27 protein-coding genes are annotated in these 26,548 nt (G+C 49.2%); 22 read left to right on the plus strand and 5 right to left on the minus strand.

Annotation, left to right across the window (positions count from 1 at the left end; translation table 11 throughout):
* Positions 1-23 precede the first annotated feature (23 nt).
* The 8 genes from ODZ53_RS24835 (at position 24) to ODZ53_RS24870 (ending at position 7,988) form a co-directional block, all read left to right on the plus strand.
* On the plus strand, positions 24-1,082 hold the full coding sequence (locus ODZ53_RS24835) for a FecCD family ABC transporter permease (RefSeq protein ID WP_483862223.1): 1,059 nt from the start codon (positions 24-26) through the stop codon (positions 1,080-1,082).
* Positions 1,079-1,891, plus strand: coding sequence for a heme ABC transporter ATP-binding protein (locus tag ODZ53_RS24840; protein WP_199928924.1), 813 nt, complete (start codon positions 1,079-1,081; stop codon positions 1,889-1,891). Before ODZ53_RS24835 ends, ODZ53_RS24840 begins: the two co-directional genes overlap by 4 nt.
* A 120-nt stretch (positions 1,892-2,011) precedes the next feature.
* Positions 2,012-2,125 (plus strand): helix-turn-helix domain-containing protein, encoded by a 114-nt coding sequence (locus ODZ53_RS24845; protein WP_372680877.1) that lies wholly within the window; start codon positions 2,012-2,014, stop codon positions 2,123-2,125.
* A gap of 22 nt (positions 2,126-2,147) precedes the next feature.
* Positions 2,148-3,191, plus strand: a complete 1,044-nt coding sequence (locus tag ODZ53_RS24850; RefSeq protein ID WP_372680795.1) for a dipeptidase — start codon at positions 2,148-2,150, stop codon at positions 3,189-3,191.
* Positions 3,192-3,215: 24 nt separating this feature from the next.
* A complete protein-coding gene (locus ODZ53_RS24855) occupies positions 3,216-5,390 on the plus strand; it encodes a CocE/NonD family hydrolase (protein WP_372680797.1) in 2,175 nt (724 codons plus the stop codon).
* Between the two features lie 6 nt (positions 5,391-5,396).
* Positions 5,397-6,410 (plus strand): methyltransferase domain-containing protein, encoded by a 1,014-nt coding sequence (locus tag ODZ53_RS24860; protein WP_372680799.1) that lies wholly within the window; start codon positions 5,397-5,399, stop codon positions 6,408-6,410.
* A gap of 55 nt (positions 6,411-6,465) precedes the next feature.
* Positions 6,466-7,014 carry a sigma-70 family RNA polymerase sigma factor gene (locus ODZ53_RS24865; protein WP_372680801.1) on the plus strand — a complete coding sequence of 183 codons (549 nt, stop codon included), beginning with the start codon at positions 6,466-6,468 and terminating at the stop codon, positions 7,012-7,014.
* Entirely contained in the window at positions 6,984-7,988 is a 1,005-nt protein-coding gene (locus ODZ53_RS24870; RefSeq protein ID WP_372680803.1) for a hypothetical protein, read from the plus strand. Before ODZ53_RS24865 ends, ODZ53_RS24870 begins: the two co-directional genes overlap by 31 nt.
* Before the next feature lie 54 nt (positions 7,989-8,042).
* On the opposite strand, the gene ODZ53_RS24875 is transcribed toward ODZ53_RS24870, so the two are convergent.
* Together ODZ53_RS24875 and ODZ53_RS24880 are read right to left on the minus strand one after the other, a co-directional pair.
* Positions 8,043-8,918 carry a GNAT family N-acetyltransferase gene (locus tag ODZ53_RS24875; protein WP_372680804.1) on the minus strand — a complete coding sequence of 292 codons (876 nt, stop codon included), beginning with the start codon at positions 8,916-8,918 and terminating at the stop codon, positions 8,043-8,045.
* The gene (locus ODZ53_RS24880) at positions 8,902-9,366 is read right to left on the minus strand and encodes an HIT family protein (RefSeq protein WP_372680806.1); all 465 of its coding nucleotides are present in this window, start codon (positions 9,364-9,366) and stop codon (positions 8,902-8,904) included. Before ODZ53_RS24880 ends, ODZ53_RS24875 begins: the two co-directional genes overlap by 17 nt.
* A 191-nt stretch (positions 9,367-9,557) precedes the next feature.
* Here ODZ53_RS24880 and lepA point away from each other — a divergent pair, with 191 nt between their 5' ends.
* The 13 genes from lepA (at position 9,558) to ODZ53_RS24945 (ending at position 23,239) form a co-directional block, all read left to right on the plus strand.
* Positions 9,558-11,375, plus strand: coding sequence for a translation elongation factor 4 (lepA, locus tag ODZ53_RS24885; protein ID WP_012685734.1), 1,818 nt, complete (start codon positions 9,558-9,560; stop codon positions 11,373-11,375).
* Positions 11,376-11,629: 254 nt separating this feature from the next.
* A complete protein-coding gene (hemW, locus tag ODZ53_RS24890; RefSeq protein ID WP_372680809.1) occupies positions 11,630-12,772 on the plus strand; it encodes a radical SAM family heme chaperone HemW in 1,143 nt (380 codons plus the stop codon).
* Positions 12,773-12,925: 153 nt separating this feature from the next.
* Entirely contained in the window at positions 12,926-13,951 is a 1,026-nt protein-coding gene (hrcA, locus tag ODZ53_RS24895; protein ID WP_087349484.1) for a heat-inducible transcriptional repressor HrcA, read from the plus strand.
* 9 nt (positions 13,952-13,960) lie between these two features.
* Complete coding sequence (gene grpE / locus ODZ53_RS24900; RefSeq protein ID WP_142495768.1) at positions 13,961-14,551, plus strand: nucleotide exchange factor GrpE; 591 nt, start codon at positions 13,961-13,963, stop codon at positions 14,549-14,551.
* 51 nt (positions 14,552-14,602) lie between these two features.
* Positions 14,603-16,432 carry a molecular chaperone DnaK gene (dnaK, locus tag ODZ53_RS24905; RefSeq protein WP_372680811.1) on the plus strand — a complete coding sequence of 610 codons (1,830 nt, stop codon included), beginning with the start codon at positions 14,603-14,605 and terminating at the stop codon, positions 16,430-16,432.
* A gap of 150 nt (positions 16,433-16,582) precedes the next feature.
* Positions 16,583-17,710 (plus strand): molecular chaperone DnaJ, encoded by a 1,128-nt coding sequence (gene dnaJ / locus ODZ53_RS24910; RefSeq protein ID WP_012685741.1) that lies wholly within the window; start codon positions 16,583-16,585, stop codon positions 17,708-17,710.
* A 99-nt stretch (positions 17,711-17,809) separates the two neighbouring features.
* Complete coding sequence (gene prmA, locus ODZ53_RS24915) at positions 17,810-18,751, plus strand: 50S ribosomal protein L11 methyltransferase (RefSeq protein WP_372680814.1); 942 nt, start codon at positions 17,810-17,812, stop codon at positions 18,749-18,751.
* A gap of 18 nt (positions 18,752-18,769) precedes the next feature.
* Positions 18,770-19,528: a 16S rRNA (uracil(1498)-N(3))-methyltransferase gene (locus ODZ53_RS24920; protein ID WP_012685743.1), complete on the plus strand. Its 759-nt coding sequence runs from the start codon at positions 18,770-18,772 to the stop codon at positions 19,526-19,528.
* Positions 19,529-19,630: 102 nt separating this feature from the next.
* On the plus strand, positions 19,631-20,989 hold the full coding sequence (gene mtaB, locus ODZ53_RS24925) for a tRNA (N(6)-L-threonylcarbamoyladenosine(37)-C(2))-methylthiotransferase MtaB (RefSeq protein ID WP_012685744.1): 1,359 nt from the start codon (positions 19,631-19,633) through the stop codon (positions 20,987-20,989).
* Positions 20,986-21,414: an NUDIX hydrolase gene (locus ODZ53_RS24930; RefSeq protein ID WP_017247721.1), complete on the plus strand. Its 429-nt coding sequence runs from the start codon at positions 20,986-20,988 to the stop codon at positions 21,412-21,414. The genes mtaB and ODZ53_RS24930 overlap by 4 nt, the downstream gene beginning before the upstream one ends.
* A gap of 4 nt (positions 21,415-21,418) precedes the next feature.
* Positions 21,419-22,084, plus strand: a complete 666-nt coding sequence (gene deoC / locus ODZ53_RS24935) for a deoxyribose-phosphate aldolase (RefSeq protein ID WP_372680817.1) — start codon at positions 21,419-21,421, stop codon at positions 22,082-22,084.
* 101 nt (positions 22,085-22,185) lie between these two features.
* Positions 22,186-22,581, plus strand: coding sequence for a CidA/LrgA family protein (locus ODZ53_RS24940; protein WP_012685747.1), 396 nt, complete (start codon positions 22,186-22,188; stop codon positions 22,579-22,581).
* Positions 22,574-23,239, plus strand: a complete 666-nt coding sequence (locus tag ODZ53_RS24945; protein ID WP_372680819.1) for an LrgB family protein — start codon at positions 22,574-22,576, stop codon at positions 23,237-23,239. Before ODZ53_RS24940 ends, ODZ53_RS24945 begins: the two co-directional genes overlap by 8 nt.
* Here the strand turns inward: ODZ53_RS24945 and ODZ53_RS24950 are convergent.
* Complete coding sequence (locus ODZ53_RS24950) at positions 23,205-24,188, minus strand: Na/Pi cotransporter family protein (protein ID WP_012685749.1); 984 nt, start codon at positions 24,186-24,188, stop codon at positions 23,205-23,207. The two genes, ODZ53_RS24945 and ODZ53_RS24950, sit on opposite strands and share 35 nt — an antisense overlap.
* 90 nt (positions 24,189-24,278) lie before the next feature.
* Between ODZ53_RS24950 and ODZ53_RS24955 the strand changes: the two genes are divergently transcribed.
* Positions 24,279-25,574, plus strand: coding sequence for a class I SAM-dependent rRNA methyltransferase (locus ODZ53_RS24955; RefSeq protein WP_188067822.1), 1,296 nt, complete (start codon positions 24,279-24,281; stop codon positions 25,572-25,574).
* Between the two features lie 64 nt (positions 25,575-25,638).
* Here the strand turns inward: ODZ53_RS24955 and ODZ53_RS24960 are convergent, their stop codons facing one another.
* Together ODZ53_RS24960 and ODZ53_RS24965 are read right to left on the minus strand one after the other, a co-directional pair.
* Positions 25,639-25,827, minus strand: a complete 189-nt coding sequence (locus ODZ53_RS24960) for a DUF4177 domain-containing protein (RefSeq protein ID WP_016742618.1) — start codon at positions 25,825-25,827, stop codon at positions 25,639-25,641.
* A 100-nt stretch (positions 25,828-25,927) separates the two neighbouring features.
* Positions 25,928-26,419: a hypothetical protein gene (locus ODZ53_RS24965; RefSeq protein ID WP_012685752.1), complete on the minus strand. Its 492-nt coding sequence runs from the start codon at positions 26,417-26,419 to the stop codon at positions 25,928-25,930.
* Positions 26,420-26,548 lie beyond the last annotated feature (129 nt).

Consider the following 26,548-nt stretch of genomic DNA (forward strand, 5'->3'; position numbering starts at 1 on the left):
GTACGCCCCTTTTAAGGGAGGGAATAGCACTGCAACAGATCAAGTTACCTTCTATCATCATTACTTTATTGGTCGGACTCTTCCTCTCGATTACGTTCGCAGTCACGCTGGGATCGGTGGAGATTAAATCGACTACGGTATGGAAAATCGCCTTATCAAAAATTCCGATGTTGACCCAATGGATTGAGGTGGACTGGTCCAAAGGGGAGCAAACAATTATTTGGGATATTCGCTTCCCGCGTGTACTCTTGGGGGCGATCGTCGGAGCAGGTCTGTCTGTCGTGGGAGTAGCGATCCAATCGTTGGTTCGCAACTCCCTGGCTGACCCATATGTGTTAGGCGTATCATCAGGTGCTTCCGTTGGAGCTACTTCCGTAATTATTTTCGGAGCATTCAGCATGTACGGGCAGTATGCGTTAACCTTTGGCGCTTTTACAGGCTCCCTCGTGTCTATCATTCTCATTTTTACGCTATCCCGTATTGGAGGACAAAACTCGACGGTACGCCTGCTCATGGCTGGAATTGCGATATCTGCGATCTTGTCGGCCATTACCAGTCTCCTTGTGTTTTCAGCGCCGAATGAGCATGGAATTGGGACGGTGCTGTTTTGGTTAAGTGGCAGTCTGGCTGGCGGCAAATGGGAGTACCTGACGATCCCTACGTTGATTGTCGTCATCTGTCTCATCGTCTTAATGGCCCAATACCGCTCGCTCAATGCGATGCTGATGGGCGAGGAGTCAGCGGGGACATTGGGGGTTAATACCGTACAATTCCGCAAGCTTCTCCTGGTGATCACGGCACTACTCACCGGGGTGATCGTGTCCATCGCGGGATCAATCGGTTTTGTCGGATTAATGATGCCCCATATTGTCCGTGTGATGGTCGGATCAGATCACAGACGTGTCCTGCCTGTCAGCGCTTTGTTTGGCGCGATATTTCTCATCTGGGTTGATGTAGTCGCCAGGCTTGCATTTGCACCGGAAGAGCTGCCGATCGGTATTTTGACAGCGCTGTGTGGTGGTCCATTCTTTATCTGGTTGATGTTGCGGAGTTCTTATTCCTTTGGAGGTAGCGGACGATGAATTTGCAGGTTGAGAATATATCGGTCGAACTGGAGAAAAAGGGAATCCTGCGCAACGTCAGTCTGGAGGTGTGCTCCGGAGAGTTTGTGGGACTAATCGGGCCGAATGGTAGTGGGAAGTCCACATTGCTAAAAAGTATTTATCGGGTACTGAAGCCGCGTTCGGGATGGATCTCACTGGATGGCGACGACGTATACAAGCTAACCTCGCGTCAAAATGCTCAGCGAATGGCGGCAGTACGGCAGGAGTCCTCTGTTGAATTTGATTTTTCGGTAACAGAAATCGTGAACATGGGACGTGCTCCGCATAAACGACTGTTTCAGTCTGATAACGCAGAAGACCTTCAGATTTGTGAGGAAGCACTACAGCGGGTAGGGATGCATACATATGCCGATCGCAGCTTTTTCAGTTTATCGGGTGGGGAGAAGCAGCGGGTGTTAATTGCCAGAGCTTTGGTGCAGCAAGCCCAGTTCCTTGTCCTTGACGAACCGACGAACCATTTGGATGTTCGATACCAGTTGCAGGTGATGGATCTGGTTAAAAATCTTGGGATTACGGTGTTGTCCTCGTTGCATGATCTCAATATTGCAGCGATGTACTGTGATCGTCTGTACGTGATCTGTGACGGGGAAATCGTTACATCAGGGACGCCAGAGGAGGTCTTGACACCCACTCTGATTCGGGATGTTTTCGGAGTAGAGACAGAAGTGACGACCCATCCTATTACTGGGAAAAAGCATGTATATTTCTACTCGGAAGCGATCCGTGTGAAGCCATCTATCCAGAAGGTAATAAGTGGAGCCAACTGACGGGGGACAAGTTGAGTTTCTTTGATTTTCATAAGAGGGGATGCCTAGTCGGCGTCCTTTTTTGTTAAGTCGACGGCAGTAAAAGCGGAAAGAACTTCGCTCCAACTGTCGGGGCTTTACCTGTTAGATGCAAAGGTTCTCTTATTGATCAAAGGAGCCGTGCGATACGTCGCGAATTTGTTGGATATATCCAAATTCACGGTTTACAACTATCTCGATAAGAAAAATCCATAGAACAAGATGGGAGATGACTCGTATGACGGAAGTAACGAGAGAACAGGCGCGCAAATTTCATGACGGTGTTCACGTTCTGGATGGGCATTTTGATCTGCTGATGGATGTGGAGATTCAGCGTGGATACGGTCGAACCAAAATGATCGAGACGGAGTATTTGCCACGGTTTCAGCAGGGGGGCGTGCATTCCATCGTGGCAGCCGTGTTCGTCGAGGATGCTTTTGTACCGGAGATGAGTCTGCGCAAGGCGCTCAGCCAGATCAGCGCTATGCATGCAGAGGCGTCAGAGTCACCCGCGCACATCGTCATCGCCAAAAATTTGGATGACTTGCAACGGGCAAGAGCGGAGCAAAAAGTATCGTTCATTCTGTCGTTGGAAGGGGCAGAGCCGCTGCATAACGATTTGAGTCTCTTGCGTGTCTTTTATGAGCTCGGGGTACGGATGATGGGGCTGGTTTGGAGTGGGCGCAATTTCGTTGGGGACGGCAGTTTTTTTGCAACGGTGCGCGAAGGGAAAAAAGGAGGCATTACCGATTTCGGTGTGCGTCTTATCGAAGAAGCGGAAAAGCTGGGGATCGTCATCGATGTGAGCCATTTGAATGACGAAGGGTTCTGGGACGTAATGGAAATCGCTGAAAAGCCAGTGATTGCTTCTCATTCCAACAGCCGGACAGTCGTACCGACGATGCGCAATTTGACAGATGAGCAGATTAAAGCGATTGCAGAAAAGGACGGACTTGTCGGGTTGAATGCGTTTAGCATGTTCACAGCGGCTAACAGCGCCGACGCAACTATCGAGAGACTGATTGATCATGTTGACTATATGAAAAAGCTTGTTGGAGCAAGGTACATCGGTATAGGCCTAGACCTGTGCGATGATTTGACGAAATATTTGCCCTTGGACAAGATTGCCAAAACCGAAGAAATGCCATTTGACGTAGTAAAAGGTCATGCGTCTCTTCCTGAAATTACGCGTGAACTGATGAAGCGTAGGTACACGGATACAGAAATCGAAGGAATCTTGGGTGGCAATTTCCTCAGAGTGTATCAGCAAGTGTGGAAGTAGATTAGATAACAGGAGGAATGCCGGATGGCACAAACTGGTTTTACACTAGTTTCTTTTGGTTATTATCAATCTGGTATCAAGGTAGCTGATATACGTTTTGAGGATGGGGAAGTTTGGCATCGAAGCACAGGTTGGGATGAGGGTGGTGCGGCTGAGGGGCTATTTGCACAACTGATTGAAGGGGAAGCAGCCTACGAGTTACCTCTCCTCATCCTGGCACAAAAGCTGCTGGAATGTGAGCGAATCGACTGGGAGAGCGAACAAGTCGTATTTTTGGAAAACGGAGGGCACTACCAACGCCATCTATCCATCGAAGGAACGGGTCCCGCAGGGCAAAAGCAAGCGTGGATCTGGGCAGTACGCGAAACGGCGCAGCCAATTGACCTGATCATTTGTGAAAACGAAGTCATCGCATTTGTGTTGACAGGTCGCGGTGATAGTGTCGTATTGGCGAAAACAGGGTGGGAGAATTTGACGCCACTTACGATGTGGCAGGACCCTCTGCTGTCCGAGGTTAACTATGGCGTACATCATTTGGGTAGGCATGATGTAGAGATGAGAGATGGCATTCGTTTGGCGACCGAGGTTTGGTTGCCTGCGGGCTTGGCGGAAGGACAGCGAGTTCCAACGATTTTCATCCGCACTCCCTATGGACGGATGGATGGCATTTTTCGCCGTTTACCCTTTGTAGCTCGCGGATATGCGCTGGTTGTTCAGGATACACGCGGACGAGAGGATTCCGAGGGAGAGTGGATTCCACTCGTTCATGAGCGCAATGATGGAGACGACAGCCTCAACTGGATCGCGAGTCAGGAGTGGTCGGATGGCAGCATCGGGATGCTCGGCGGATCGTATGTGGGGTATGTGCAATGGGCTGCGGCTGCAAGCGGAAATCCACATTTGAAGGCGATTTTTAGCTACGTGACAGTAGGAACGCCTTATGTGGACATCCCGCGCAAAGGGGGAACGATCCTTGGTGGTCTGTCATGGATTTTCATGATGGCAGAGAAACGGCGAAATGTTGCAGCTCTTTCCCGGGATGACTGGAGTGAGGTCATCAGGGTGCGTCCGATCAAGGAAATCCCGCAGAAAGTGCTAGGGAAAGAAATCCCGTTTTGGACAAAATGGATGGAGCATCCGGACGGAGACGAGTTCTGGGCCATGTCAGACTGGAAACGGCATGCGGATCAGGTAAAGGTGCCTGCTTTCCTCGTATCAGGTTGGTATGACGACAATGGGATGGGGACGAGCGAATCGTGGGAGGTTGTCTCACGAAATGTACCAGAGCACGCCAGACTCATCTTGGGGCCGTGGTATCACAAGGCGAATACGACGCGAGAAATCCATCATGTGCCCTTCGGAAACAACGCCATCCGTTACGATCTGGACGTAACACAGCTCCGCTGGTTTGACCGTTATTTAAAAGGAGTGGAAAATGGCGTCGATCAAGAGCCGCGTGTCGAGTACTACATGGTGGGAGAAAACGAATGGAAGACCTCGCAGACTTGGCCGCCAGCGGAGACGACACTGACGAATCTGTATCTGAGCAGTCGGGGAAACGCCAATACGAGCGGCGGAGATGGAACACTGACCCTGTCCATCCCAGATGAACAGGCGGTGGATACGTACAGCTATGATCCGCTAGACGCAGCACCTTATCTGCTGGATTTGTCCGAGAATGAAAACAGCGTTCCGGAAAACTATCGTGATGTGGAAAAACGCTCAGATGTCCTTGTCTACACATCGGAGCCATTGGAAGAGGAGGTCGTCATCGCGGGAGAGATCTCGGCTGTTATCTATGCATCCAGCTCAGAGCGGGATACAGATTGGCTGGTGCGGCTGTGTGATGTAGATGTGGAAGGCAATTCGATTCGTTTATCGGACGGGATTATATGCGCGCGCTACCGTCACTCGTTTACGGAGCCCGAGCTACTTGTCCCAGGACAAATCGAATGCTATGAGATTCGAATGACCAAGATCGCTAACGTCTTCCGGAGGGGGCACCGCATTCGCGTCTCGGTTACTTCAGGTGCCGAGAACTTCTCGTTCCCAAATCCAAATACAGGCAATGATCTGGCAACGGAAACCGAGACGGTCATCGCCTCGCAACGTGTCTATCATGACAGCCAGTATCCGAGTCATATCAAGCTCCCTCTCTTACGGTCTGGGGGAAGTAAGGAATCTTCAGGAGGTAATTAAAGCATTATGACTATTTATAGTTGCAGAAAATGCAAGTTCCGTTACGACGAGTGGCTAGGTGATACGAAAAATGGCGTCCCGCCTGGAGTGCCTTTTCCTCATTTAGCAGGTTCCGTGTGTACGGAATGTGAGATGAATGAGGAAGGACGGCACTTGCCGCTTCCTGAAACGAAGTACACGAACGTAGAAGCTACGTATTACGATCAGTTTGCCGGAAAGGCTAGCATCGCTTTTTATCGAAACTGGTTGCTGCGAGAAGCGGAGCAATCACCGGTTTCTGTGCTGGAGATGGGTGTTGGAACAGGGAGAATTGCCATTGAGCTGGCACGGAATGGCTTGCCCGTCTGCGGGGTCGATTGGAGCCCAGATATGCTGGAGCTGGCCACCAAAAAGAAACGGCGCATATTAAAAGGGAACGAAGAACTGCTGGAGCTGGTAGAACAGAATATGTGGGAGCTGGAGCTAGGTCAGCAATTTACGCATGTGCTTCTTCCAGAAGGGATATTTCAGCAGGCCACCTGTAGAGACAAGCAACGTCAATTGCTTTCGGTCATCCACGATTACATAACGGAGGACGGAACAGTGGCAATTGACTTACTCTTGCCGCCAGTAAAAAATCAATGGGCAACGATGCAACGCAAATTCGTTTTCCCGGATCGCATGGTGTATCAAAAGGTGGAGGGGGAAACCTCACTCTTGGATCAAAAGTTCCGCTACACGCTTACTTATGAGACTTTTCTTGATCAGATTGAGCAGCCGAGGTATCGCGTAGAACGCGAGATGGCATTGCTTTTGCCTACAGAGCTTGAGCTGTTATTGGAAGGATCAGGCTTTCGCGTCATCTATAGCAGAGAGAATGTATTCCATAAGCAAGACTTCGAGCCGAGTCAAGCGGACGAGGGCTATGATATGGATCGTTGGCAGCATGGTGGGTATCCGGTCGCTGAGCCTGTCGGGACACCGGGTGGAGCTACCCGCTGGACAATTTTGGCGAAAAAAATTTCTTCCTCGACTTTGTAACAAAACGTCCGCTGCTGCATCTAACCAGTGAATGCGAGTGAAGGAGGTCACGCCCTTGGAAAAATTGCAGCCAACGACAGATGCTGCTTTTGAACAAATCATGAGGGAATATGGGACCCGCGTGCTTCGACTCGTCACTTTTCTGGTCAAAGATCGCAGCTTGGCAGAGGATATTGCCCAAGATGTCTTTGTTAAGGTGTATCGGCATCTTCCACGCTTTCGGCAGGAGAGCAGTGTGCACACGTGGTTATATCGAATCGCGGTTAATGAGTGCAATGGTTATTTGCGTTCTTGGTCGTTCCGCCATATCCTTCCCCGCTCGTGGATGAGACAGGATGGGGAGCTTTCTACAGAAAGTCTTGTGCTCGATCAAGCCGAGAAGGACCAGCTCGTTGCGGAAGTGTTGCAGCTTTCTCCGCTCTATCGTCAAGTGATTGCCCTTCATTACTATGCGGATTTATCCATCGAAGAGGTGGCTGAGGTGCTAGGAGTAACGGAGGGAACAGTCAGAACTCGGTTGCATAGGGCAAGACAGCAACTACGACAGAGTATGGGAGAGGGGAGGGACTGGGAATGGACGAAAACCGATGGCTCACGGATTTAAAGGAACGGGCAGATCAGACCATTTTTCGTGATGTACAGTTCACTGCATCGATGGAAGAGCGAGTGCGGCAGCGGGTGAGGTCTGGGACTGGGTGGATGACTGGCTGGAGGAAGTTAGCCTTGCCGGGCGTTGTGCTGACGATGGGCTTGCTCTTGTGGTTTGGGCTTCCCATTCAGGAGGAGAGACAATCTGCACAGCATGTGATAATACCACCACAACAAGAGACACAAATACCTTCCTTGTTGCCAGGTGGCCAAATCGTCGAAGCCGATTTGTGGAAGCTGTCACCTTTTTTATCTTCCACTTACGAAAATCAGTCCTTTTCTTATTTGGGAGAAAAGCCTGTACGCATCATGACAGATCAGGACGGTTTCTACGAAGGGCAGACGCAGCGAGTGATATGGCTGTTGAATGGGGACTACGCCCAAGAAGTAGAGATTACTGCTTACAACACCGATGGGACCCGTCTGTCATTGGGCAGCTACGAGGTTATGGACCCCTTATACGATGCAGATGGTCATTTTCCATCAGGGATTGTGTTGCCTGAACCGGGGAAATGGAAGCTGGAAGCAAGATCAGGAGGCAAACATTTCGGACAAGTTTTTGTCGAGGTGAAAAAAGGGATAGCACCTGCGAACCGTCAGTTGGTTGGGCCTATCATTCAGCAGTATTTAGAGACGGAAAGCGTCAAGCTGGGGTGGCTGGGAAAATATCGAGAGATAAACGTTGAGCTGCTTGGAGTGGAAGCGCCAGATGCTGCGAAGCGAACCGTATACGCTTGGGTGAAAATAACGGGTAGCCATTCTTCCGCGCTCAGTGCACCGATGGTCTTTCAAATTGTCTACATTGGAAATGCTTATCGGGTTACTGACTTCCAAATGCCCGAGGACGGCAACAACTACCAGAGCAGCCTGCAAAAACTGTTTCCACCAAAAGTGCTGGAACAAGTTCAAAATCGATCAAAAACAAAGTGAGAATGACAAAACGGACCTTTGCCGAAAAGAAGGTCCGTTTTTCGCTTTTCATGTCTATCCGTATATTTGAGCACCTATCGCCCAGTACGTTCCATTACGGCGAGGTAGGCTATTCGCATTCGCAACCATCACTGGGGGATGGGAAGCCTGTGTGAAGCCGTTTTGCTCCAAATAAGTGTGAAACGCTGCTTGTTCATCCACGTCTATTCGCACACGTCCGGTATGATGCTGTGTCAGCTTGTACAGGAGGTTTTCAGCCATACCAGCATTCTCTGCGACGATCGGCCCTGCGATAAGATTGACCGGGCCTTGTACGGCGAAGCCATATCCGATGACCTTGCCGGAGGGATTTTTGGCTACCAGACAGGTGCTTGCTTGTCTCATGCGTGTCTCGAGAAAATGAGTGCGTCTGCTACCCAATGCTGCTTTGTCTAATTCAACCACGCTCGAGAAATCGTCCAACTCCATTGGTGCAATTTCAAATTCGTCATTCGCTTCGTTTTGCGGAGGTGCTTCAGGCACAAAGCGTTCAGCTATAAACTTTCGAATACGATCCACTGTTTGGAACCCGAGATTTTTGTACAATGGCTCTCCTTCTGGAGTTGCAATGAGCATGATCGATGTATCCGTAGAAACAGACGCCATGCACGCCTTCATGAGCTGGCGACCATACCCTTTGCCTTGCGACGAGGGATGGACAATCACCATACCGATGCTCGCAAGCTTGTCATCGTACGGAATGATAGCCGCACATGAAAGGAGGGTGCCATTCGCGTCTTTGTGACCGAAGACGGTTCCGATAGACAGAATTGTGCGAATTTCCGATTCGTCGTAATCCCAGCCAACGGAATCAGATAAGGAAATGAGTCCGGGAATATCCGGTATCGTTAAGGAATGCAAGCAAGAGTCAACGCTATTCACTTTGATCATTCTCCGTTTCTCTCTTTGTGCTCAGGGCGATCAATACTTCCGCCACTCTTGTACGTGTAGCGGCCAAGCGGTTCACAGCTCCATGCTCATGTAGCGGATCGCTCCAAGTAAACCCGTCATGACGGAAACGGGGGTTGACATGCATATGAAAATGATTCAGATCGTTAAAAGCACCGCCGTTTTGACAAATGGTGATGCCATCGGGCTTGTACAACTTGTTAAGGGCGTGGGACAGAGATGTGACTGCCTCGCATACCTTTTGCATCGTACATTCATCCAAGTCTATCCATTCTACGAAATGCTGTTTCGGAAGAATGAGTACATGACCTTCCGAAAAAGGATCGATATCCAAAAGGCACGTTACCCATTCGTTTTCCAAGACAATATGTGATTCTACGATTCTATGGGCCAACCGACAGCCCAAACAGTCGGCTTGCTGTGGATTCATGCTTAGCCACCTCCATGCTATTTACCACTTTAGCACAGGAAAAGTTTGGATACGAGAAAAAGGAGGCAAATGCCTGATTCTCTTTGGTTGCTCTTTATATCATCGGTTTGTTATAATTACTGTTAGTGTATTTTTTGCGAGGCGCAATCTGAACGTTTGAATGGATTCGCGTGGGAGGGAACGAACAACACATGGATCGTCGTGAAAGACAAAAAAGGATACGAAATTTTTCCATCATCGCCCACATTGACCATGGAAAGTCGACGCTGGCAGACCGCATTTTGGAGCTGACCGGTGCTTTGACTGCACGTGAGATGGAAGCCCAGTTTCTTGACACGATGGAGCTGGAAAAAGAGCGCGGGATTACGATTAAGCTCAATGCCGTGCGTTTGAACTATAAAGCAGATGACGGTGAGGAGTACATTCTCCACCTGATTGACACCCCTGGACACGTCGACTTTACGTATGAAGTATCCCGCAGTTTGGCTGCCTGTGAAGGAGCTATCCTCGTCGTGGATGCGGCACAAGGGATCGAAGCCCAGACATTGGCTAACGTGTATTTAGCGTTGGACAGCAACCTGGAGATCATCCCAGTCATCAACAAAATCGACCTGCCGAGCGCAGAGCCTGAGCGCGTGAAGCAAGAAGTGGAAGACGTGATCGGTCTGGATGCCAGCGATGCGGTTCTGACTTCTGCCAAAGCAGGTATCGGGATTAAAGAAGTACTGGAAGCTGTTGTGCAAAAAGTACCTGCTCCAGAGGGAGACCCGGATGCACCTCTCCAGGCTTTGATTTTCGACTCCTATTTTGATGCGTATCGTGGCGTTATTGCCTCCATCCGTGTCATTAACGGAACCTTGAAAAAGGGTATGAAAATCAAAATGATGGCGACAGGCAAGTCGTTCGAAGTAACCGAAATCGGTACATCGACACCACGCCAAACACAAGTAGAAGAATTAACGGTTGGAGATGTAGGCTACGTAGCTGCTTCCATTAAAACAGTGGGAGACACCAGTGTGGGGGATACCATTACAGATGCGAATCGCCCTGCAGCTGAACCGCTACCTGGTTACCGCAAGATCAACCCAATGGTTTTCTGCGGCTTGTACCCAATCGAAACGAACGAGTACAACGATCTGCGCGATGCATTGGAAAAGCTCCAGCTAAACGATGCGTCCCTGCAGTTTGAGCCGGAGACTTCCCAAGCACTTGGCTTTGGTTTCCGTTGTGGTTTCTTGGGACTTCTGCACATGGAGATCATCCAGGAGCGGATCGAACGGGAATTCAACATTAACTTGATTACGACCGCGCCGAGCGTTATTTATCGCATTACCAAAACGAACGGCGAAGTATTCGAAATCGACAACCCGTCCAAAATGCCGGAAGCACAAAAGATCGAAATGGTCGAGGAGCCTTACGTTACGGCGACAGTGATGGTGCCGAAAGAATACGTCGGTGATGTTATGCAGTTGTGCCAAGGTAAACGCGGTGAGTTTCTTGACATGCAGTACCTGGGTGAGAACCGCGTGCAGCTGAAGTACGACATGCCATTGTCCGAGATCGTCTACGATTTCTTTGACATGCTGAAGTCCGGAACAAAAGGATATGCATCTTTTGACTACGAGCTGGGTGGCTACAAAGCTTCTAAGTTGGTGAAAATGGATATTCTCCTCAACAGCGAAGTGGTGGATGCTCTGTCGTTTATCGTACACAAAGATACGGCCTATGCTCGCGGTAAAGTCATTTGCGAAAAGCTGAAGGAATTGATTCCACGTCAGCAATTCGAGGTGCCGATTCAAGCGACCATCGGACACAAGGTTGTGGCTCGTGAAACGATCAGTGCGTTGCGTAAAAACGTTCTTGCTAAATGTTACGGCGGGGACATCTCGCGTAAGCGTAAACTGCTCGAAAAGCAAAAAGAAGGAAAGAAGCGCATGAAGTCTGTCGGTTCCGTAGAGGTACCACAAGAAGCATTTATGGCTGTATTGCGCATGGATGATAAGAAGTAGGCCTGACCTTGTGTCAGGTCTTTTCCATTAAAGAGGTTGTCAAAAAGTCGGCTTTTGAACACGAAGTAGTAATGAAAGTTGATTCGGCGTCGAAAGTGGCGTTCACCTTCGAAGTCCGGTGCTCATGTAGGTCCCCTACACTCCGCTCCTCCTTCTTCAGGTTCTCCCCACTTTCTCGGTGCTGAAAAGCCGACTTTTTGACTTTTATTGAAAAAGGTAATCCAAAAGTCGTCATTATAAGGAGGGAAAGGGACATGATGCCACAATCGGTTTACATTCACATTCCCTTTTGTACGAATAAATGTTACTACTGTGACTTCAACTCATTTGTGACGAACAATCCGCAGCTCATTTGGGATTATTTGGACGCATTGAAAAGCGAAATGGAGATCACCTTTAGCCAGCAGCCGATCGAGCAGGTGAAAACGATTTTTGTCGGCGGAGGGACGCCTACGTTTCTCGATCATGCCCAAATGCGCGCGTTTTTGGAAATGGTACAAAAGCAATTGGGCAAGTACTGGACGGATGATATCGAGTTCTCGATGGAAGCGAATCCGGGAACGACAGACGTGGAAAAGCTGCGGATCATGCGTGAGCTGGGTGTCAATCGGCTGAGCTTTGGTGTACAGTCCTTTGACGACGCGCTCTTAAAACGACTGGGACGAATCCACGACCAGGAAGCCGTGTACCGCAGTATCGATAATGCGAAAAAAGTAGGCTTCGACAACTTCAGCATCGACCTGATGTTTGGATTGCCGGATCAGACACTCGACATTTTCCGTCAGACATTGGACAAGGCATTTGGGCTAGGTACCACTCATTTCTCTGCGTACAGTCTCAAGGTGGAGGAGAACACGCTGTTCCACACGCTTTACCAAAAGGATCAGCTGCCACTGCCGTCTGAAGAGACGGAGCTTGAGATGTACATGGTATTAATAGAAGAGATGGAGCGGCATGGGTACAAGCAGTATGAAATCAGCAATTTTGCAAAACCGGGCTTTGAGAGCAAACATAATAAAACCTATTGGCTCAATCGTGAATATTATGGGTTGGGTGCAGGTGCCCACGGTTATGTGTGCGGCCACCGACACGTGAATGCTGGCCCACTTGCGATTTACTTGCAGAAGTGCAAGGAAGGGCTGCCGCGTGTAGAACAATTCGAGGTACCGCGCGAGGATGCCATGGAGGAACAAATGATTTTGGGACTTCGTTTGAAAGAAGGAGTTGACCTTTCGGCGTTTGCGTCCCGTTTTGGCGAAACTGTTCATGATGTTTTTGGGACAATAATAGAAGAAGAGGTAGCCAAAGGGATGCTGGAAGAAAAGGGCGGCTTTTTGAAGCTAACGAAACAGGGGCTTCCGCTAGGAAATGAGGTATTTGCACGCTTTCTTCGTTAAGGAAAAAGTAAAACTCGCGAAAAATGAGATTTTTTGTCTATAGAACTAGCTCAAGTTCGTTGACAAATCCTTCTACTATTGATACCTTAGTATATAGATTTAGCACTCGATAAGCATGAGTGCTAACAATCCAACAGGAGGCGAGCGACATCCATGTTATCAGACCGTCAACAAATGATTTTAAATGCGATTGTCGATAATTACATTCATTCTGCCGAACCTGTTGGCTCCCGAACCATTTCCAAACGGGACGACATCGGATTCTCTTCGGCAACGATACGCAACGAGATGTCTGACTTGGAGGAGCTGGGATACTTAGAACAGCCCCACACATCGGCGGGACGTGTTCCTTCTACAAAAGGATACCGCTTCTACGTCGATAACCTGATTCAGCCTCATCTTTTGGAGGAAACGGAGTTGGGTAAACTAAAACAGTTGTTTGCCGAACGTATTCTCCACGCAGAACAAGTGGTAGAGTACACTGCCCAAATTCTCTCTCAGCTGACAAACTACACGGCGATTGTCTTGGGACCAGAGATTTTTGAGCATCGGTTAAAACATATTCAAATCGTTCCTCTCAATGCTGAACAGGCTGTCGCAATTGTTGTGACACATACCGGACGAGTGGAGAACAAGCTGATCGATCTTCCAGAAGGCATAGGAGCCGGGGAAATCGAGAAACTCGTCAATCTGTTGAATGCAAAGCTGACCGACGTGCCACTATGGCAGCTTCGGCAACGTCTTTATCAAGAGATTTCCGGTGAAATGCAACGTCATACGGAGCAGTATGAAGAAATTCTTAAGCTCCTCAACAATTCGCTGACACAAGAAGAAGAACGAGTATACTTACGCGGTGCGACCAAGATCATGAACCAGCCGGAATTCCGGGACGTAGATAAAGTCAAGGATATTCTCGAGCTATTAGAGCAGCACGATCAATTAATGAATGTGATCGGCATGCAGGGTGATGGTCTCACGGTACGCATCGGACAGGAAAACCAGCTAGACGCGATTAAGCAATGCAGTATTATTACCACTTCTTATTCGCTTGGAGGCAAGCCAGTTGGAATGGTGGGGATACTTGGGCCGACGCGAATGGAATACGGCAAGGTCATTACTGTACTCAATCATTTGGCGGAAGGCCTATCGCGCATGCTGACTTCGCAGTTTGAGAAATAAATGGAGTGAATGGCAACACAGTCTTTTGACTGGAAAAGCCGCCAGGAGGTAGTGACGTTGAGCGAGGAAAAAGTAACGCAAGACCCGACTCTCGAGGAAGAACAAGTAGCAAAGGATGCAGACCAAGCAGAAGCAACTGAGATGAACTGGGAGCAAGAGGCTGCTCACTGGAAGGCTCAGGCTGAGGATCACCAAAACCGCATGCTGCGTGCCATGGCTGACATGGATAACCTTCGCCGCCGTGTTCGCAAAGAGCAGGAAGATCTGGCTAAGTACGCTTCACTGAAAATCGTGGAAGAGCTTCTGCCAGTCCTCGATAACTTCGAGCGAGCACTCGCCGCTGACAAGGAATCCATGACAGTAGAATCCCTTTTGGAGGGTGTCAACATGGTATACCGTCAGATGGTCCAAGTTTTCGATAAAGAAGGCTTGGCTGCAATCGAGGCACAAGGAAAGCCATTTGACCCACACATCCACCAGGCGGTTATGCAAACACAAAACCCTGAGTTTGAATCAGGCGTTGTGGTAGCCGAGCTGCAAAAAGGATATATGTTCAAAGACCGCGTCGTTCGTCCGGCGATGGTTCAAGTGAACGAGTAATCTCAAAAAACGAAAATTCACTAGACGTATAGTGTTAGGAGGACATTTTGTATGAGTCGCGTAATCGGAATTGACTTGGGAACAACCAACTCTTGTGTAGCAGTAATGGAAGGCGGCGAGCCAGTCGTTATTGCCAATGCGGAAGGTAACCGCACCACACCATCTGTAGTAGCATTCAAAAACGGCGAGCGCATCGTTGGGGAAGCGGCAAAACGCCAAGCGATCACCAATCCAGACAATACCGTAATCTCCATCAAGCGCCACATGGGTAGCGCCCATAAAGAAACGCTGGAAGGCAACCAGTACACACCTGAGCAAATCTCTGCTATGATCCTGCAAAAGCTGAAAGCAGACGCTGAAGCCTACCTTGGTCAATCTGTGACGCAGGCAGTGATTACGGTTCCAGCTTACTTCAATGACAGCCAACGCCAAGCGACAAAAGATGCTGGTAAAATTGCTGGCTTGGAAGTACTGCGTATCGTGAACGAACCAACCGCAGCTGCACTTGCATACGGTATGGAGAAAACAGAAGATCAAACCGTTCTCGTATTTGACTTGGGCGGCGGTACCTTTGACGTATCCATTCTCGAATTGTCCGACGGCTTCTTCGAAGTAAAAGCAACTTCCGGTGACAACAAACTGGGCGGAGACGACTTCGACGATGTTGTGATGAACTACCTGGTGAGCGAATTCAAAAAAGAGCATGGCATCGACCTGTCCAAGGATCGCATGGCTCAACAACGTTTGAAAGACGCTGCGGAAAAAGCGAAGAAAGACCTCTCCGGCGTATTGACTACGACCATTTCCCTGCCGTTCATTACAGCAGATGCAACAGGTCCAAAGCACTTGGAGATGAACCTGACTCGTGCGAAGTTCGAAGAGCTGTCTGCTGAGCTGGTTGAGCGTACAATGGGCCCAACTCGTCAAGCGCTGAAAGACGCTGGTCTGACTCCAAGCGAACTGGATCGCGTTATCCTAGTTGGTGGTTCTACTCGTATCCCAGCGGTACAAGAAGCCATCAAGAAATTTACAGGAAAAGAACCACATAAAGGTGTGAACCCAGACGAAGTAGTAGCACTGGGCGCGGCTGTTCAAGCGGGCGTACTGACTGGTGACGTGAAAGACGTCGTTCTTCTCGACGTAACGCCACTGTCCCTCGGTATCGAAACATTGGGTGGCGTATTCACCAAGCTGATTGATCGCAACACGACGATCCCAACAAGCAAATCCCAAGTGTTCTCTACAGCTGCGGACAACCAAACATCTGTAGAAATTCACGTTCTCCAAGGGGAGCGTCAAATGGCAGGCGACAACAAATCGCTCGGACGCTTCAACCTGTCCGATATCCCGCCAGCGCCACGCGGCATCCCGCAAATCGAAGTATCCTTCGATATTGACGCGAACGGTATCGTAAACGTACGTGCAAAAGACCTGGGTACAGGGAAAGAGCAACGTATCACGATCACTTCTAACTCTGGTCTGTCCGACGATGATATCGATCGCATGGTAAAAGATGCTGAGTTGAATGCAGAAGCGGACAAACAACGCAAAGAGCAAGTAGAAGTTCGCAACGAAGCAGACCAACTCGTTTTCACAACTGAGAAAACACTCAAAGAAGTAGAAGGCAAGATCGACCAAGCTGAAATCGATCGCGCTAACGCTGCGAAAGATAAAGTGAAAGCTGCTCTGGAAGGCAGCAACTTCGAAGAGATCAAGACAGCGAAAGATGAACTGTCCGAGATCATCCAACAAATTTCGGTGAAGCTCTATGAGCAGGCAGCTCAAGCGCAAGCAGCACAAGGCGGCGGCGCTGAAGGTCCAGAGCCGAAGAAAGACAATGTCGTTGATGCTGACTACGAAGTGGTAGACGATAAAAAGTAACACGCTGGAACTGTGAGGGGAGAGATTTCTTCCCTCACTTCCCACGATGTGACCCATGAAAGTCAAAGTCACGGAATGCTGACTTTGACTTTTTTTCAAGTCTGTCACATGCTATGATAACAGTTGACTGTCATGGGAGTGATGTAGGAGATGAAACGTGATTTATACGAGGTTCTGGGCGTAGCCAAGGACGCGGACGCTGATGAAATCAAAAAAGCGTATCGCAAACTAGCACGTCAGTACCATCCGGATGTAAATAAAGAGGCTGACGCGGAAGAAAAGTTCAAAGAAGTTAAGGATGCGTACGACATCCTGTCCGAGCCACAAAAGCGTGCGCAGTATGACCGTTTTGGTCACCAAGACCCGAATCAGGGCTTCGGTGGCGGAGGCTTTGACGGATCAGGCATGGGCGGCTTCGGAGATATTTTTGATATGTTCTTCGGTGGCAACGGCAGACGTGCGAATCCAAATGCGCCTCGCAAAGGATCTGATCTGCAATTTGGCCTCAGCATTGACTTTATCGACGCGATTTTTGGAAAAGAAACCGACGTGGAGATTCCAAAAGAAGCAGAATGCGATACATGCCTTGGTTCTGGCGCGAAGCCTGGTTCCGGTGTCGATACATGTAAGACTTGTAGTGGTACAGGACAGCAAGAAGTGGTGGCGAACACACCATTCGGCCGAATCGTCAACCGTCGTGTTTGCTCGACTTGCGAAGGCAAAGGGAAAGTTGTCAAAGAAAAATGTTCAACTTGCCGTGGAAGTGGACGTGTCAAGGTACGCCGCAAAATTCATCTCAACATCCCAGCAGGTGTGGACGATGGAGCACAATTGCGCGTAACAGGCGAGGGAGAACCGGGTGCAAACGGTGGACCTCCTGGGGATTTGTACGTCGTATTGCGCGTGAAGAGCCATGAGTTTTTCGAGCGTGAAGGAAATGATATTTACTGTGAGGTTCCGCTTACTTACGCACAGGCAGCACTTGGAGATGAGATCGAAGTGCCGACTGTCGACGGTCGCGTGAAGTTGAAGATCCCGGCAGGTACTCAAACAGAAACATTCTTCCGCTTGCGTGGAAAAGGTGTTCCGCATTTGCGTGGAAACGGCCGCGGTGATCAGCATGTGAAAGTGCGTGTTATTACGCCGACCAAGCTGAGCGATAAACAAAAGGAATTGTTGCGTGAGCTCGCCGAACTGTCTGGAGAAAAGCCAGGACAGCACGGAGGAGAAGACGAAGGCTTTTTCGAAAAAATGAAACGGGCATTCCGCGGCGAGTAATCCGTCGCGGTTTTGTCCGCTTTTTGCCTAAAGTTTCATGTAGCGAAGTCGATTAAATGAAAAGCCCGATTGGGAGCTTATGTGGGGAGTGGTAGATTCGTGAAATGGTCAGAAATCAGTATCCATACTACAGCGGAGGCTACGGAGGCGGTGTCAAGCCTCTTGTATGAATTGGGTGCCAATGGTGTCGTAATTGAAGACCCGGAGGTGCTCTATCGTGAGTGGGATACCCCCTTTGGCGAAATCTACCAGCTTTCTCCTGATGATTTTCCGGCCGAGGGCGTATTCGTTAAAGCATACCTGCCGGTTGACAGCAGCGAGCTGCTAGACGTTGTAGAAGAATTGAAAGAGCAGCTGGCGCAGTTGATCGAGTACGGTTTGGATATCGGCAAGGCATCGATTGCTGTAAACGATGTCCATGAAGATGAATGGGCCCACGCCTGGAAAAAATACTACAAACCGGTTCATGTATCCGATCGCATGACCATCAAGCCAGTATGGGAAGAGTACGTGCCGAAGCATCCAGATGAGATCATTATCGAAATGGACCCAGGTATGGCATTTGGAACAGGTACACATCCGACGACCATCCTTTGTCTGCGTGCACTCGAGAAGTATATGGCAAAAGGTGATCAGGTGTATGATGTTGGGACAGGCACAGCCATTTTGAGTATTGCTGCCATCAAGCTCGGAGCAAAAGATGTGCTGGCGATGGACTTAGATGAAGTAGCCGTTCGCTCTGCACAGGCCAATACCGAACTGAATGGTGTGCATGAGTATATCAACGTGAGACAAAACAACTTGCTCGACGGCATCGAGGAGCAGGTGGAAGTGGTCGTGGCTAACATTTTGGCTGAGGTCATCGTGCGTTTCACCGACGATGTATTCCGCGTGTTGAAGCCAGGTGGGACCTTTATCTCGTCAGGTATTATTGCTGCGCGTGAAGCGGATGTGAAAGCGGCGTTGGCGGCTTCAGGTCTTGAGATCGTGGAAACCATTTTCATCGATGACTGGGTAGCAATTGTAGCAAAAAAACGATAGAATAGTGGGGTTGACGAGATGCAACGATATTTTGTCGAGCCACATTCCTTTACTGAGAATGAGCTAACGATTGTCGGAGACGACGTACACCATATCGTAAATGTAATGCGTGCTCGGGAAGGCGAAGAAATCATCGTTTCTGATGGAGCGGGCAGGTCAGCACGAGCCAAGCTTGTCTATCTTTCTGCCAAGGAAGTACGGGCAGAAGTAATGGAAATGCTTCAAGAAGAGCGAGAACTGCCGATCCGGGTCACAATTGGTCAGGGGCTTCCAAAAGGCGAGAAGCTGGAGTGGATTTTGCAAAAGGGGACGGAACTTGGGGCGTACTCCTTTTTCCCGTTTTCTTCTGAGCGAACCATTGTAAAGCTGGACGCCAAAAAAGAAGCGAAAAAACTGGAGCGTTGGCGCAAAATCGTTAAAGAGGCTGCTGAACAGTCTCATCGTGCTGTTTTGCCAGAACTTTTATCTCCTGTTTCGTTTCGTGAGATACTTGAAGCTGGCCAGTCGTATACGCATTGCGCAATTGCTTATGAAAAAGAGGGCAGTACCACGATTCATCAAGTGTTAGAAGAGATGACTGCGAGTGATTCACTTCTCGTCCTCGTTGGACCGGAGGGAGGCTTCTCTCCTGAGGAAGTGGCCCAAGCAGAGAGCAAAGGGTTCCTGACAGTTTCCCTCGGCCCGCGTATTTTGCGCACGGAAACAGCAAGCCAGTACGTTTTGGCCTGCGCTTCCTATCAGTTTGAACGAAAGGCTTCATCACTTCGCAAAGGATGAGCAGGAACGAAACGGTTATGACCGATTTCGTTGACCGCAAGCGGTCACATCCACTTTTATGAAAAACGGAGAGACGTTTTTCACACAAAAGGAGGAATGGCAATGTCTACCGTTGCTTTTCATACATTGGGTTGCAAAGTAAACAGCTATGAGACAGAGGCCATCTGGCAATTGTTCAAGGCTGACGGCTATGAAAGAGTCGACTTTGAACAAGAAGATGCAGATGTTTACGTGATTAATACTTGTACGGTTACGAATACGGGAGATAAGAAGAGCCGCCAAGTGATTCGTCGTGCGATTCGCCGGAATCCTGAGGCGATCGTAGCCGTAACGGGCTGCTACGCGCAAACCTCTCCAAGTGAGATTGCGCAAATTCCCGGTGTAGATATCGTAGTTGGTACACAAGGACGCGAGAAGCTGATCGAGTACGTGGATCAAATTCGCGCAGAACGCACGCCGATCAATGCAGTAGGCAACATTATGAAAGCTCGCGACTTCGAAGAGCTGGATGTTCCTAACTTCACAGATCGCACACGTGCTTCCCTCAAGATTCAAGAGGGCTGCAACAACTTTTGTACGTTTTGTATTATTCCTTGGGCACGCGGGCTGATGCGTTCCCGCAAACCAGAGAGCGTCGTCGAACAGGCCCAGAAGCTGGTGGAAGCGGGCTACCTGGAAATCGTTTTGACTGGGATTCATACAGGTGGATACGGCGAAGATTTGGAAGACTACAATTTGGCCAAGCTGTTGATTGACCTTCATCAGGTGGAAGGCCTCAAGCGCATCCGGATCAGTTCGATCGAGGCAAGCCAAATCACCGATGAAGTGATCGAGGTTATCAACAACTCCGATCGTGTCGTACGCCATCTGCATGTACCGTTGCAAGCGGGCGATGACGAAGTGTTGAAGCGCATGCGCCGCAAGTATACGACTGCTGAGTTTTACGAAAGAATGGTCAAAGTACGCGAAGCATTGCCAGGAGCAGCGATTACGACAGACGTCATCGTAGGCTTCCCGGGTGAGACCGAAGAGCAATTCTGGAACGGATACGAGTTTATGAAGAAAATCGGTTTTGCCGAGATGCACGTATTCCCATACTCCATGCGTACAGGTACACCAGCAGCGCGTATGACGGATCAAATTCCTGAAGAGGAAAAGAACGAGCGCGTTGCGAAGCTTCTGGAGCTCAATCAGGAACTGACCTTGGCATACTCCAAGAAATTCGTAGGGGATGTACTGGAAGTCATTCCAGAGCGTCCGTTTAAAGAAGCACCTGATAGCGGTCTTCTGATGGGCTATTCGGACAACTACCTGAACGTCGTCTTCCCTGGCGATGAGAGCATGATCGGCAAGATTTGCAAGGTCAGACTGGATGAACCAGGCTCGGAATACTGCAAAGGGACTTTTGTTCGCGTAGTGGAAACAGAGGCGCTGCCTTACCTGAAGGAGCGAGCTATATGAGGGAGATATCGGCTGGGGGCGTTGTATACCAGAAGCAAGACACAGAGTACATGCTCCTATTGATTGAAGACCGCTATGGCAAGGTAACACTCGCAAAAGGGAAGCAGGAGATGGGCGAGACCATCGAAGAAACGGCTCTGCGCGAAGTTTTGGAAGAAACAGGCGTAGCCGGACGATTGGGATCCAAGCTCGACATGATCACCTATGTGTATACACATCCAGTGACGGGCGAATCCATCGACAAAGAAGTCCATTATTATTTGGTGGAAGCTTACAACACGGAGATCACCGTGCAGCTAGAGGAAATCAATGATGTCCATTGGCATTCTGCAAAGGAAGCATGGGATTTGCAACTGCAACGGGGATACCGTAACAATGACAGCATTTTTCGCCTTGCATTCGAACAATTAGGGATAGAGGTGTAGTTCTATGAACATGAACAAATATATCGACCACACGCTGTTGAAGCCTGATGCTACACAAGAGATGATTGACAAGCTGTGCCAAGAAGCAAGAGAGCATGACTTCATGTCTGTATGTGTAAACCCTTATTGGGTAAAACGCTCTGCTGAACTCTTGGCAGGTTCTGATGTAAAAGTGTGCACGGTTATCGGTTTCCCTCTGGGAGTGAGCACAATCGAATCCAAAGCAGCCGAAACCCGCGATGCGATTGCAAACGGTGCGACTGAGGTAGATATGGTACTGAACGTAGGTGCCCTGAAATCCGGCGACCTGGAAACTGTCAAAAAAGACATCGCTGCTGTAAAGCAAGCGGCTGGCGATATTCTCTTGAAAGTGATTCTGGAAACTTGCCTCTTGACCGAAGAAGAAAAAGTAGTTGCGTGCAAGCTCTCCGTCGAGGCTGGTGCTGATTACGTAAAAACCTCCACAGGATTTTCAACAGGTGGAGCAACGGTTGAAGATATCGCCCTGATGCGTAAAACCGTAGGACCAAATGTAGGCGTAAAAGCGTCTGGTGGCGTTCGTGACGGTGAAACAGCGGTTGCGATGATCGAAGCAGGCGCGAGCCGTATCGGTACGAGCTCCGGTGTTTCCATTGTAACAGGAGCAAAAACAACAGGCAGCGGATACTAATACGAAAGAAAAGCCTGGCCGAGGTAAGGCCGGGCTTTTTCCGTCCTGCATGCTGAAGTTCCTATAGAGAGAGGATAGGGAGCGGGGAGGAGATTAGCAAAATGAAATTTGTTAAAGGAATCGTCATCCTGTTGGCTTTTTATGGGGTAGGCGTAGCTGCGAGCAAATGGCTGCATATTCCCCTGCCCGGCAACCTGGTGGGAATGCTGCTATTAACACTGGGACTGTGTATGGGATGGATACGAATGGATTGGGTGGAACAAGCGGGTACATTTTTAATTAGACACATGTTGCTCTTTTTCGTACCGATCATTGTTGGGGTTGCTTCCTATTTAAACGTATTCACACAAAACCCATTGCCAATCATACTATCGATGGTTCTTGGTCCATTGCTGGTCATGCTTGTGACTGGCGTGGTTGTGCAATGGTATATGAAGCATCATAAACAAAAATCAGAATCGTCCTTGCCGCAAGAGGGGAGGACTTTGGATGCTTAGTCCATTTTTTGCCATTTTGGTATCGATAGCAGGGTACAAAGGCGCAACTATGATCAACACTCGATTCCAACGATTGCAGCCTCTTTTGGTGGCTGTGATCTTGGTCTGGACCATGTGGTGGGCACTTAGCGGAGATTGGGAGACGTTTGCTGCCGGAGGATCGTGGATTTCCTTTTGGCTCGGTCCTGCAACGGTGGCACTCGCTATTCCGCTGGCTAAACAGATCAAGGAATTTGCTCATATTTGGCGCGGTGTGTTGCTTGGTGTATGTGCAGGCTGTGCAGTTGCGATCTTTGTCGTTATGGCGGTTCATTGGTGTCTGGGCTCAGATGAGCTCGTATACAAAAGCATGCTCAGCAAATCCGTGACCACCCCCATTGCGTTGGAGCTGAGTCGTTCCATAGGTGGGGAGCCTGCACTTGCAGCCTTTTTTACCGCGCTAACAGGGATGGTCGGTGTCATGATTGCCCGTCCTGTTCTCAAATGGGGAAAAATCACTGATGATTGGGCAATCGGGATCGCTATCGGTACGAGTGCACACGCCATTGGTACGGCTAGCTTGAACCGCGTTTCCCCTGTTCAAACGGCAGCGTCCAGTGTCGCAATGATCGTGGCAGGCGTCATTACTTCCATCTACTTGATACCATTTTCTTTCTAAAGGTGAGGTCAGTAGGACGACGCTTATCAGGGATCAGCCATTGAATAAACCGGGCTATTTGCGGCACGAATGGCAGCGCAACTAGAGAGCAGACGAGATTGAAGATCGTCTGTGAATGGGCGATTTGCATAGAAGGACTATCCGTTAAAAAGGCACTGACGAGGGCAAGCTGGGAAAGAAACGGTAAAAAAACAATCGCGCCTGCGACGTTGAAGAGCGTATGGCACCATGCGACCTGCTTGGATGCCGTATTCGTGCCAATCGCAGCGATGACAGCAGTAAAGCAAGTTCCGACGTTCGCGCCCAATACGATGGCGAGTGCCGTTTCCATCGAAAGAATTTGATGACTGAGCAGGCCCATCGTGATCACGGTTGTAGCGGAACCGCTATGAATGAGCGCGGTGAAAATGACCCCGGTAATCAAACCGATCCAGATGGAATGGCTGCTCTCCAGAAAAAGCGAACGAAACGTCTCAGACTGCTCCAAAGGCTTCGCCATGACTTTCAATGTATCGATGCCGAGGAAGATCAGCCCGAAGCCGGCGACGACAAGACCAATGCAACGAATGTTTCGGCGCGGCATCAGCCAAAGGGCCACTCCGATGAGAAGCATGGGGATGGCAAAAGACTCGAGCTTGAGCGCAACCAGCTCCGTTGTCACGGTCGTGCCCAGATTGGTACCTAGAATGATGCCAACGGTTTGTGTGAACTGGATGATACCTGCGTTCGTCAGCCCAATCGTCAGGACGGTTACCGCACTGGAGCTTTGCAAGACAAAAGTAGCGAAGAGACCAATCCAGAAGCTATGGAGTGGGGTGCGAGTAAAGCGCCCCATCCATTCTTCCATTTTTTTGCCGGCGAGGTTTTGAAAGCCGGAGCGCATGGCATACATACCGAAAAGAAAAAACGTGAGCCCAAAGGTAAAAGGGGCGAGGATGGAGACTATCACAAGATACGTTCCTCCCTGTCCATTTTTAGCAAGTTACTATAACGCTATGCCTGTACTAGGGCAAGCATGACAACGAGGAGGAATGGCTGCATGGCACGTGTGCTATTGAATCAACATCGGAAAAAGCGGTTAGAAGTAGGACATCCGTGGATTTTTCAATCAGAGGTATTAGAAATTCAAGGGGATGTAGAACCAGGTGAAATCGTCGAGGTCACCAATCACAAAGGACATTTCTTGGCAAAGGGCTACATCAATCCAGCTTCACAAATGATCGTACGCATTTTGAGCTACGACCAAAAGGAAGAGATCGACTACGACTTTTTCTTGCGGAAAATCAAGGAAGCGGCAGAATTCCGGACGAGATTTGTGGACAACCCACGGGCTTGCCGTGTGATTTACGGGGAAGCTGACTTTTTGCCTGGACTCATCGTCGATCGCTACGAGGATACATTGGTTGTCCAAGTCCTCTCATTGGGGATGGAGAAGCGCATCGATTGGATTCGGGATGCACTGGTAGAGGTATTTGCACCGACCGGTATTTATTTGCGCAATGATGTACCTGTCCGTGAATTGGAAGGGCTCACACAGGGCAAAGAGGTCCTGTACGGAGAGTGTCCGCGTGAAGTATTGATCGAAGAAAACGGATTGAAATACTATGTAGATATCGTAGAGGGGCAAAAGACAGGCTTTTTCTATGATCAGCGGGAAAATCGCGCCTCCATCGCGCCATTGATGAAAGGCTGGGGCGAAAAGCACGGCATTTCCCTGACGAGCATGGAAGTAGACGGCGAGACAAAGCAGGTGCCTGTAGACAAGCGGGGGAAAGTGGTCAAAAATCCGTTTTGGGATGGCGCTGAGGTATTGGAATGCTTTACACATACGGGTTCCTTTACCCTGAACGCATGCAAGCACGGTGCGAAAAAAGTGACAGCCCTCGATATTTCTGAGCACGCTATCGAAACAGCGAAGCGAAACATTACACTCAATGGCTTCTTGCATCGTGTTGATTTTGTGGTGGCGAATGCGTTTGATTACTTGCGTGAAAATGTAGAGGCAGGCAAGAGCTGGGATGTAGTCATTCTTGACCCGCCAGCATTCGCGAAATCGCGTGGAGCAGTGAAAGGCGCTTGCCGCGGTTACAAAGACATTAACTTAAACGGAATGAAGCTCGTTCGTCAGGGCGGCTTTCTCGTTACCGCGTCTTGCTCGTACCATATGTCACCTGAGTTGTTTTTGCAAACGATTCAAGAGGCAGCAGTCGATGCGAAAAAGATATTGCGCCTGATTGAATGGCGAGGAGCGGGTAAGGATCACCCGCAAATCAGTGGGGCTGATGAGGCTCATTACTTGAAATTTGCCATCTTTGAAGTAAGAGATCGTCGATAGAGAAAAAGAAAAACAGCGTCCGCATTAAAACGGCGCTGTTTTTCTTTTCGGCTTTTAGTCTGATTTAAGAAGTTGGTTTTTCAAAAATCAATTCGAAGTATTTGGCGATACCATCGCCCCCGATGCTTGGAGCAAAGATTTGCACCAAACGCCAGCCTTCCTTGGCGTGCTCGTGGACAACGGTCTGATAATCTTCTTTTGGTTGGCGTCGAAAAGAGGACAGCTCAACTCGGACGAATTTGTATTCAAACATGTTCTTTCCCCCCGCTTGTATCGTCTCTCTTTTTATACGCGCGACGAGCGGAAAGAGTTGCACAAAGAATGTGAATCATTTCGAATGAAGAAATAAGTGCTCATGACAATTGCTTGTCATTTTTAACACGCCTGACGAGATCGAGTGCCTCCTTGAACCCCAGCTCCTTGCCTAAAAAGACTTGTCCTTCGGCGGGGGTAGAAGCGCGGGCCTGGCTTAAGTTCTGAAGCTCGTGGGTCAAGAGATGCTCGACCAGATATAGCTGTACCTGACCAATTTCCCGTTCGCTTTTCCGATCACGCTCCTTGAATTTAGCCCGCTGTTGACTTTCCTCCACATACTTGTCAATATCATCCTCCAAAAAATGCGAGGCATTGCAGATGATATGGCGGTAGTCATCCGTCTTAGAGGGAATGGTACGGATGGTGTGACCGAGATGGGCGAGGAGAAATTTGTTCAAGACGATTGGGTCACGGGTGTAGTTGTTATGCAGCAGGGAATATTCCCCCAAAAAAGAACCGCTGTCCTTATCATAGCTGTGCAATAAAGTGTAAGAAGAGCAGTACGTGCAGTACAGTAAATAATCTCTCATGGAAATCCCTCCAAAAAATAGCTCCATGACAGGAATTTTATTTACATGGTATGAGAAAAAACGTGAGCAGGTGATACTTGCTTCTCTTGTTTTTGGCGTTTGGTTTGTGTATGCTAAATGACGGGCTCG

The sequence above is a fragment of the Brevibacillus sp. BD137 genome (assembly GCF_041644655.1).
Lineage (GTDB): Bacteria > Bacillota > Bacilli > Brevibacillales > Brevibacillaceae > Brevibacillus > Brevibacillus brevis_D.

Coding starts and splice junctions, on each gene's coding strand:
- ODZ53_RS24840 (WP_199928924.1), top strand. CDS start 1,079: ATGAATTTGCAGGTTGAGAATATATCGGTCGAACTGGAGAAAAAGGGA.
- ODZ53_RS24850 (WP_372680795.1), top strand. CDS start 2,148: ATGACGGAAGTAACGAGAGAACAGGCGCGCAAATTTCATGACGGTGTT.
- ODZ53_RS24855 (WP_372680797.1), top strand. CDS start 3,216: ATGGCACAAACTGGTTTTACACTAGTTTCTTTTGGTTATTATCAATCT.
- ODZ53_RS24860 (WP_372680799.1), top strand. CDS start 5,397: ATGACTATTTATAGTTGCAGAAAATGCAAGTTCCGTTACGACGAGTGG.
- ODZ53_RS24870 (WP_372680803.1), top strand. CDS start 6,984: ATGGACGAAAACCGATGGCTCACGGATTTAAAGGAACGGGCAGATCAG.
- ODZ53_RS24875 (WP_372680804.1), bottom strand. CDS start 8,918: ATGATCAAAGTGAATAGCGTTGACTCTTGCTTGCATTCCTTAACGATA.
- ODZ53_RS24880 (WP_372680806.1), bottom strand. CDS start 9,366: ATGAATCCACAGCAAGCCGACTGTTTGGGCTGTCGGTTGGCCCATAGA.
- lepA (WP_012685734.1), top strand. CDS start 9,558: ATGGATCGTCGTGAAAGACAAAAAAGGATACGAAATTTTTCCATCATC.
- hemW (WP_372680809.1), top strand. CDS start 11,630: ATGATGCCACAATCGGTTTACATTCACATTCCCTTTTGTACGAATAAA.
- hrcA (WP_087349484.1), top strand. CDS start 12,926: ATGTTATCAGACCGTCAACAAATGATTTTAAATGCGATTGTCGATAAT.
- grpE (WP_142495768.1), top strand. CDS start 13,961: ATGGCAACACAGTCTTTTGACTGGAAAAGCCGCCAGGAGGTAGTGACG.
- dnaK (WP_372680811.1), top strand. CDS start 14,603: ATGAGTCGCGTAATCGGAATTGACTTGGGAACAACCAACTCTTGTGTA.
- dnaJ (WP_012685741.1), top strand. CDS start 16,583: ATGAAACGTGATTTATACGAGGTTCTGGGCGTAGCCAAGGACGCGGAC.
- ODZ53_RS24920 (WP_012685743.1), top strand. CDS start 18,770: ATGCAACGATATTTTGTCGAGCCACATTCCTTTACTGAGAATGAGCTA.
- mtaB (WP_012685744.1), top strand. CDS start 19,631: ATGTCTACCGTTGCTTTTCATACATTGGGTTGCAAAGTAAACAGCTAT.
- ODZ53_RS24930 (WP_017247721.1), top strand. CDS start 20,986: ATGAGGGAGATATCGGCTGGGGGCGTTGTATACCAGAAGCAAGACACA.
- deoC (WP_372680817.1), top strand. CDS start 21,419: ATGAACATGAACAAATATATCGACCACACGCTGTTGAAGCCTGATGCT.
- ODZ53_RS24940 (WP_012685747.1), top strand. CDS start 22,186: ATGAAATTTGTTAAAGGAATCGTCATCCTGTTGGCTTTTTATGGGGTA.
- ODZ53_RS24945 (WP_372680819.1), top strand. CDS start 22,574: ATGCTTAGTCCATTTTTTGCCATTTTGGTATCGATAGCAGGGTACAAA.
- ODZ53_RS24955 (WP_188067822.1), top strand. CDS start 24,279: ATGGCACGTGTGCTATTGAATCAACATCGGAAAAAGCGGTTAGAAGTA.
- ODZ53_RS24960 (WP_016742618.1), bottom strand. CDS start 25,827: ATGTTTGAATACAAATTCGTCCGAGTTGAGCTGTCCTCTTTTCGACGC.
- ODZ53_RS24965 (WP_012685752.1), bottom strand. CDS start 26,419: ATGAGAGATTATTTACTGTACTGCACGTACTGCTCTTCTTACACTTTA.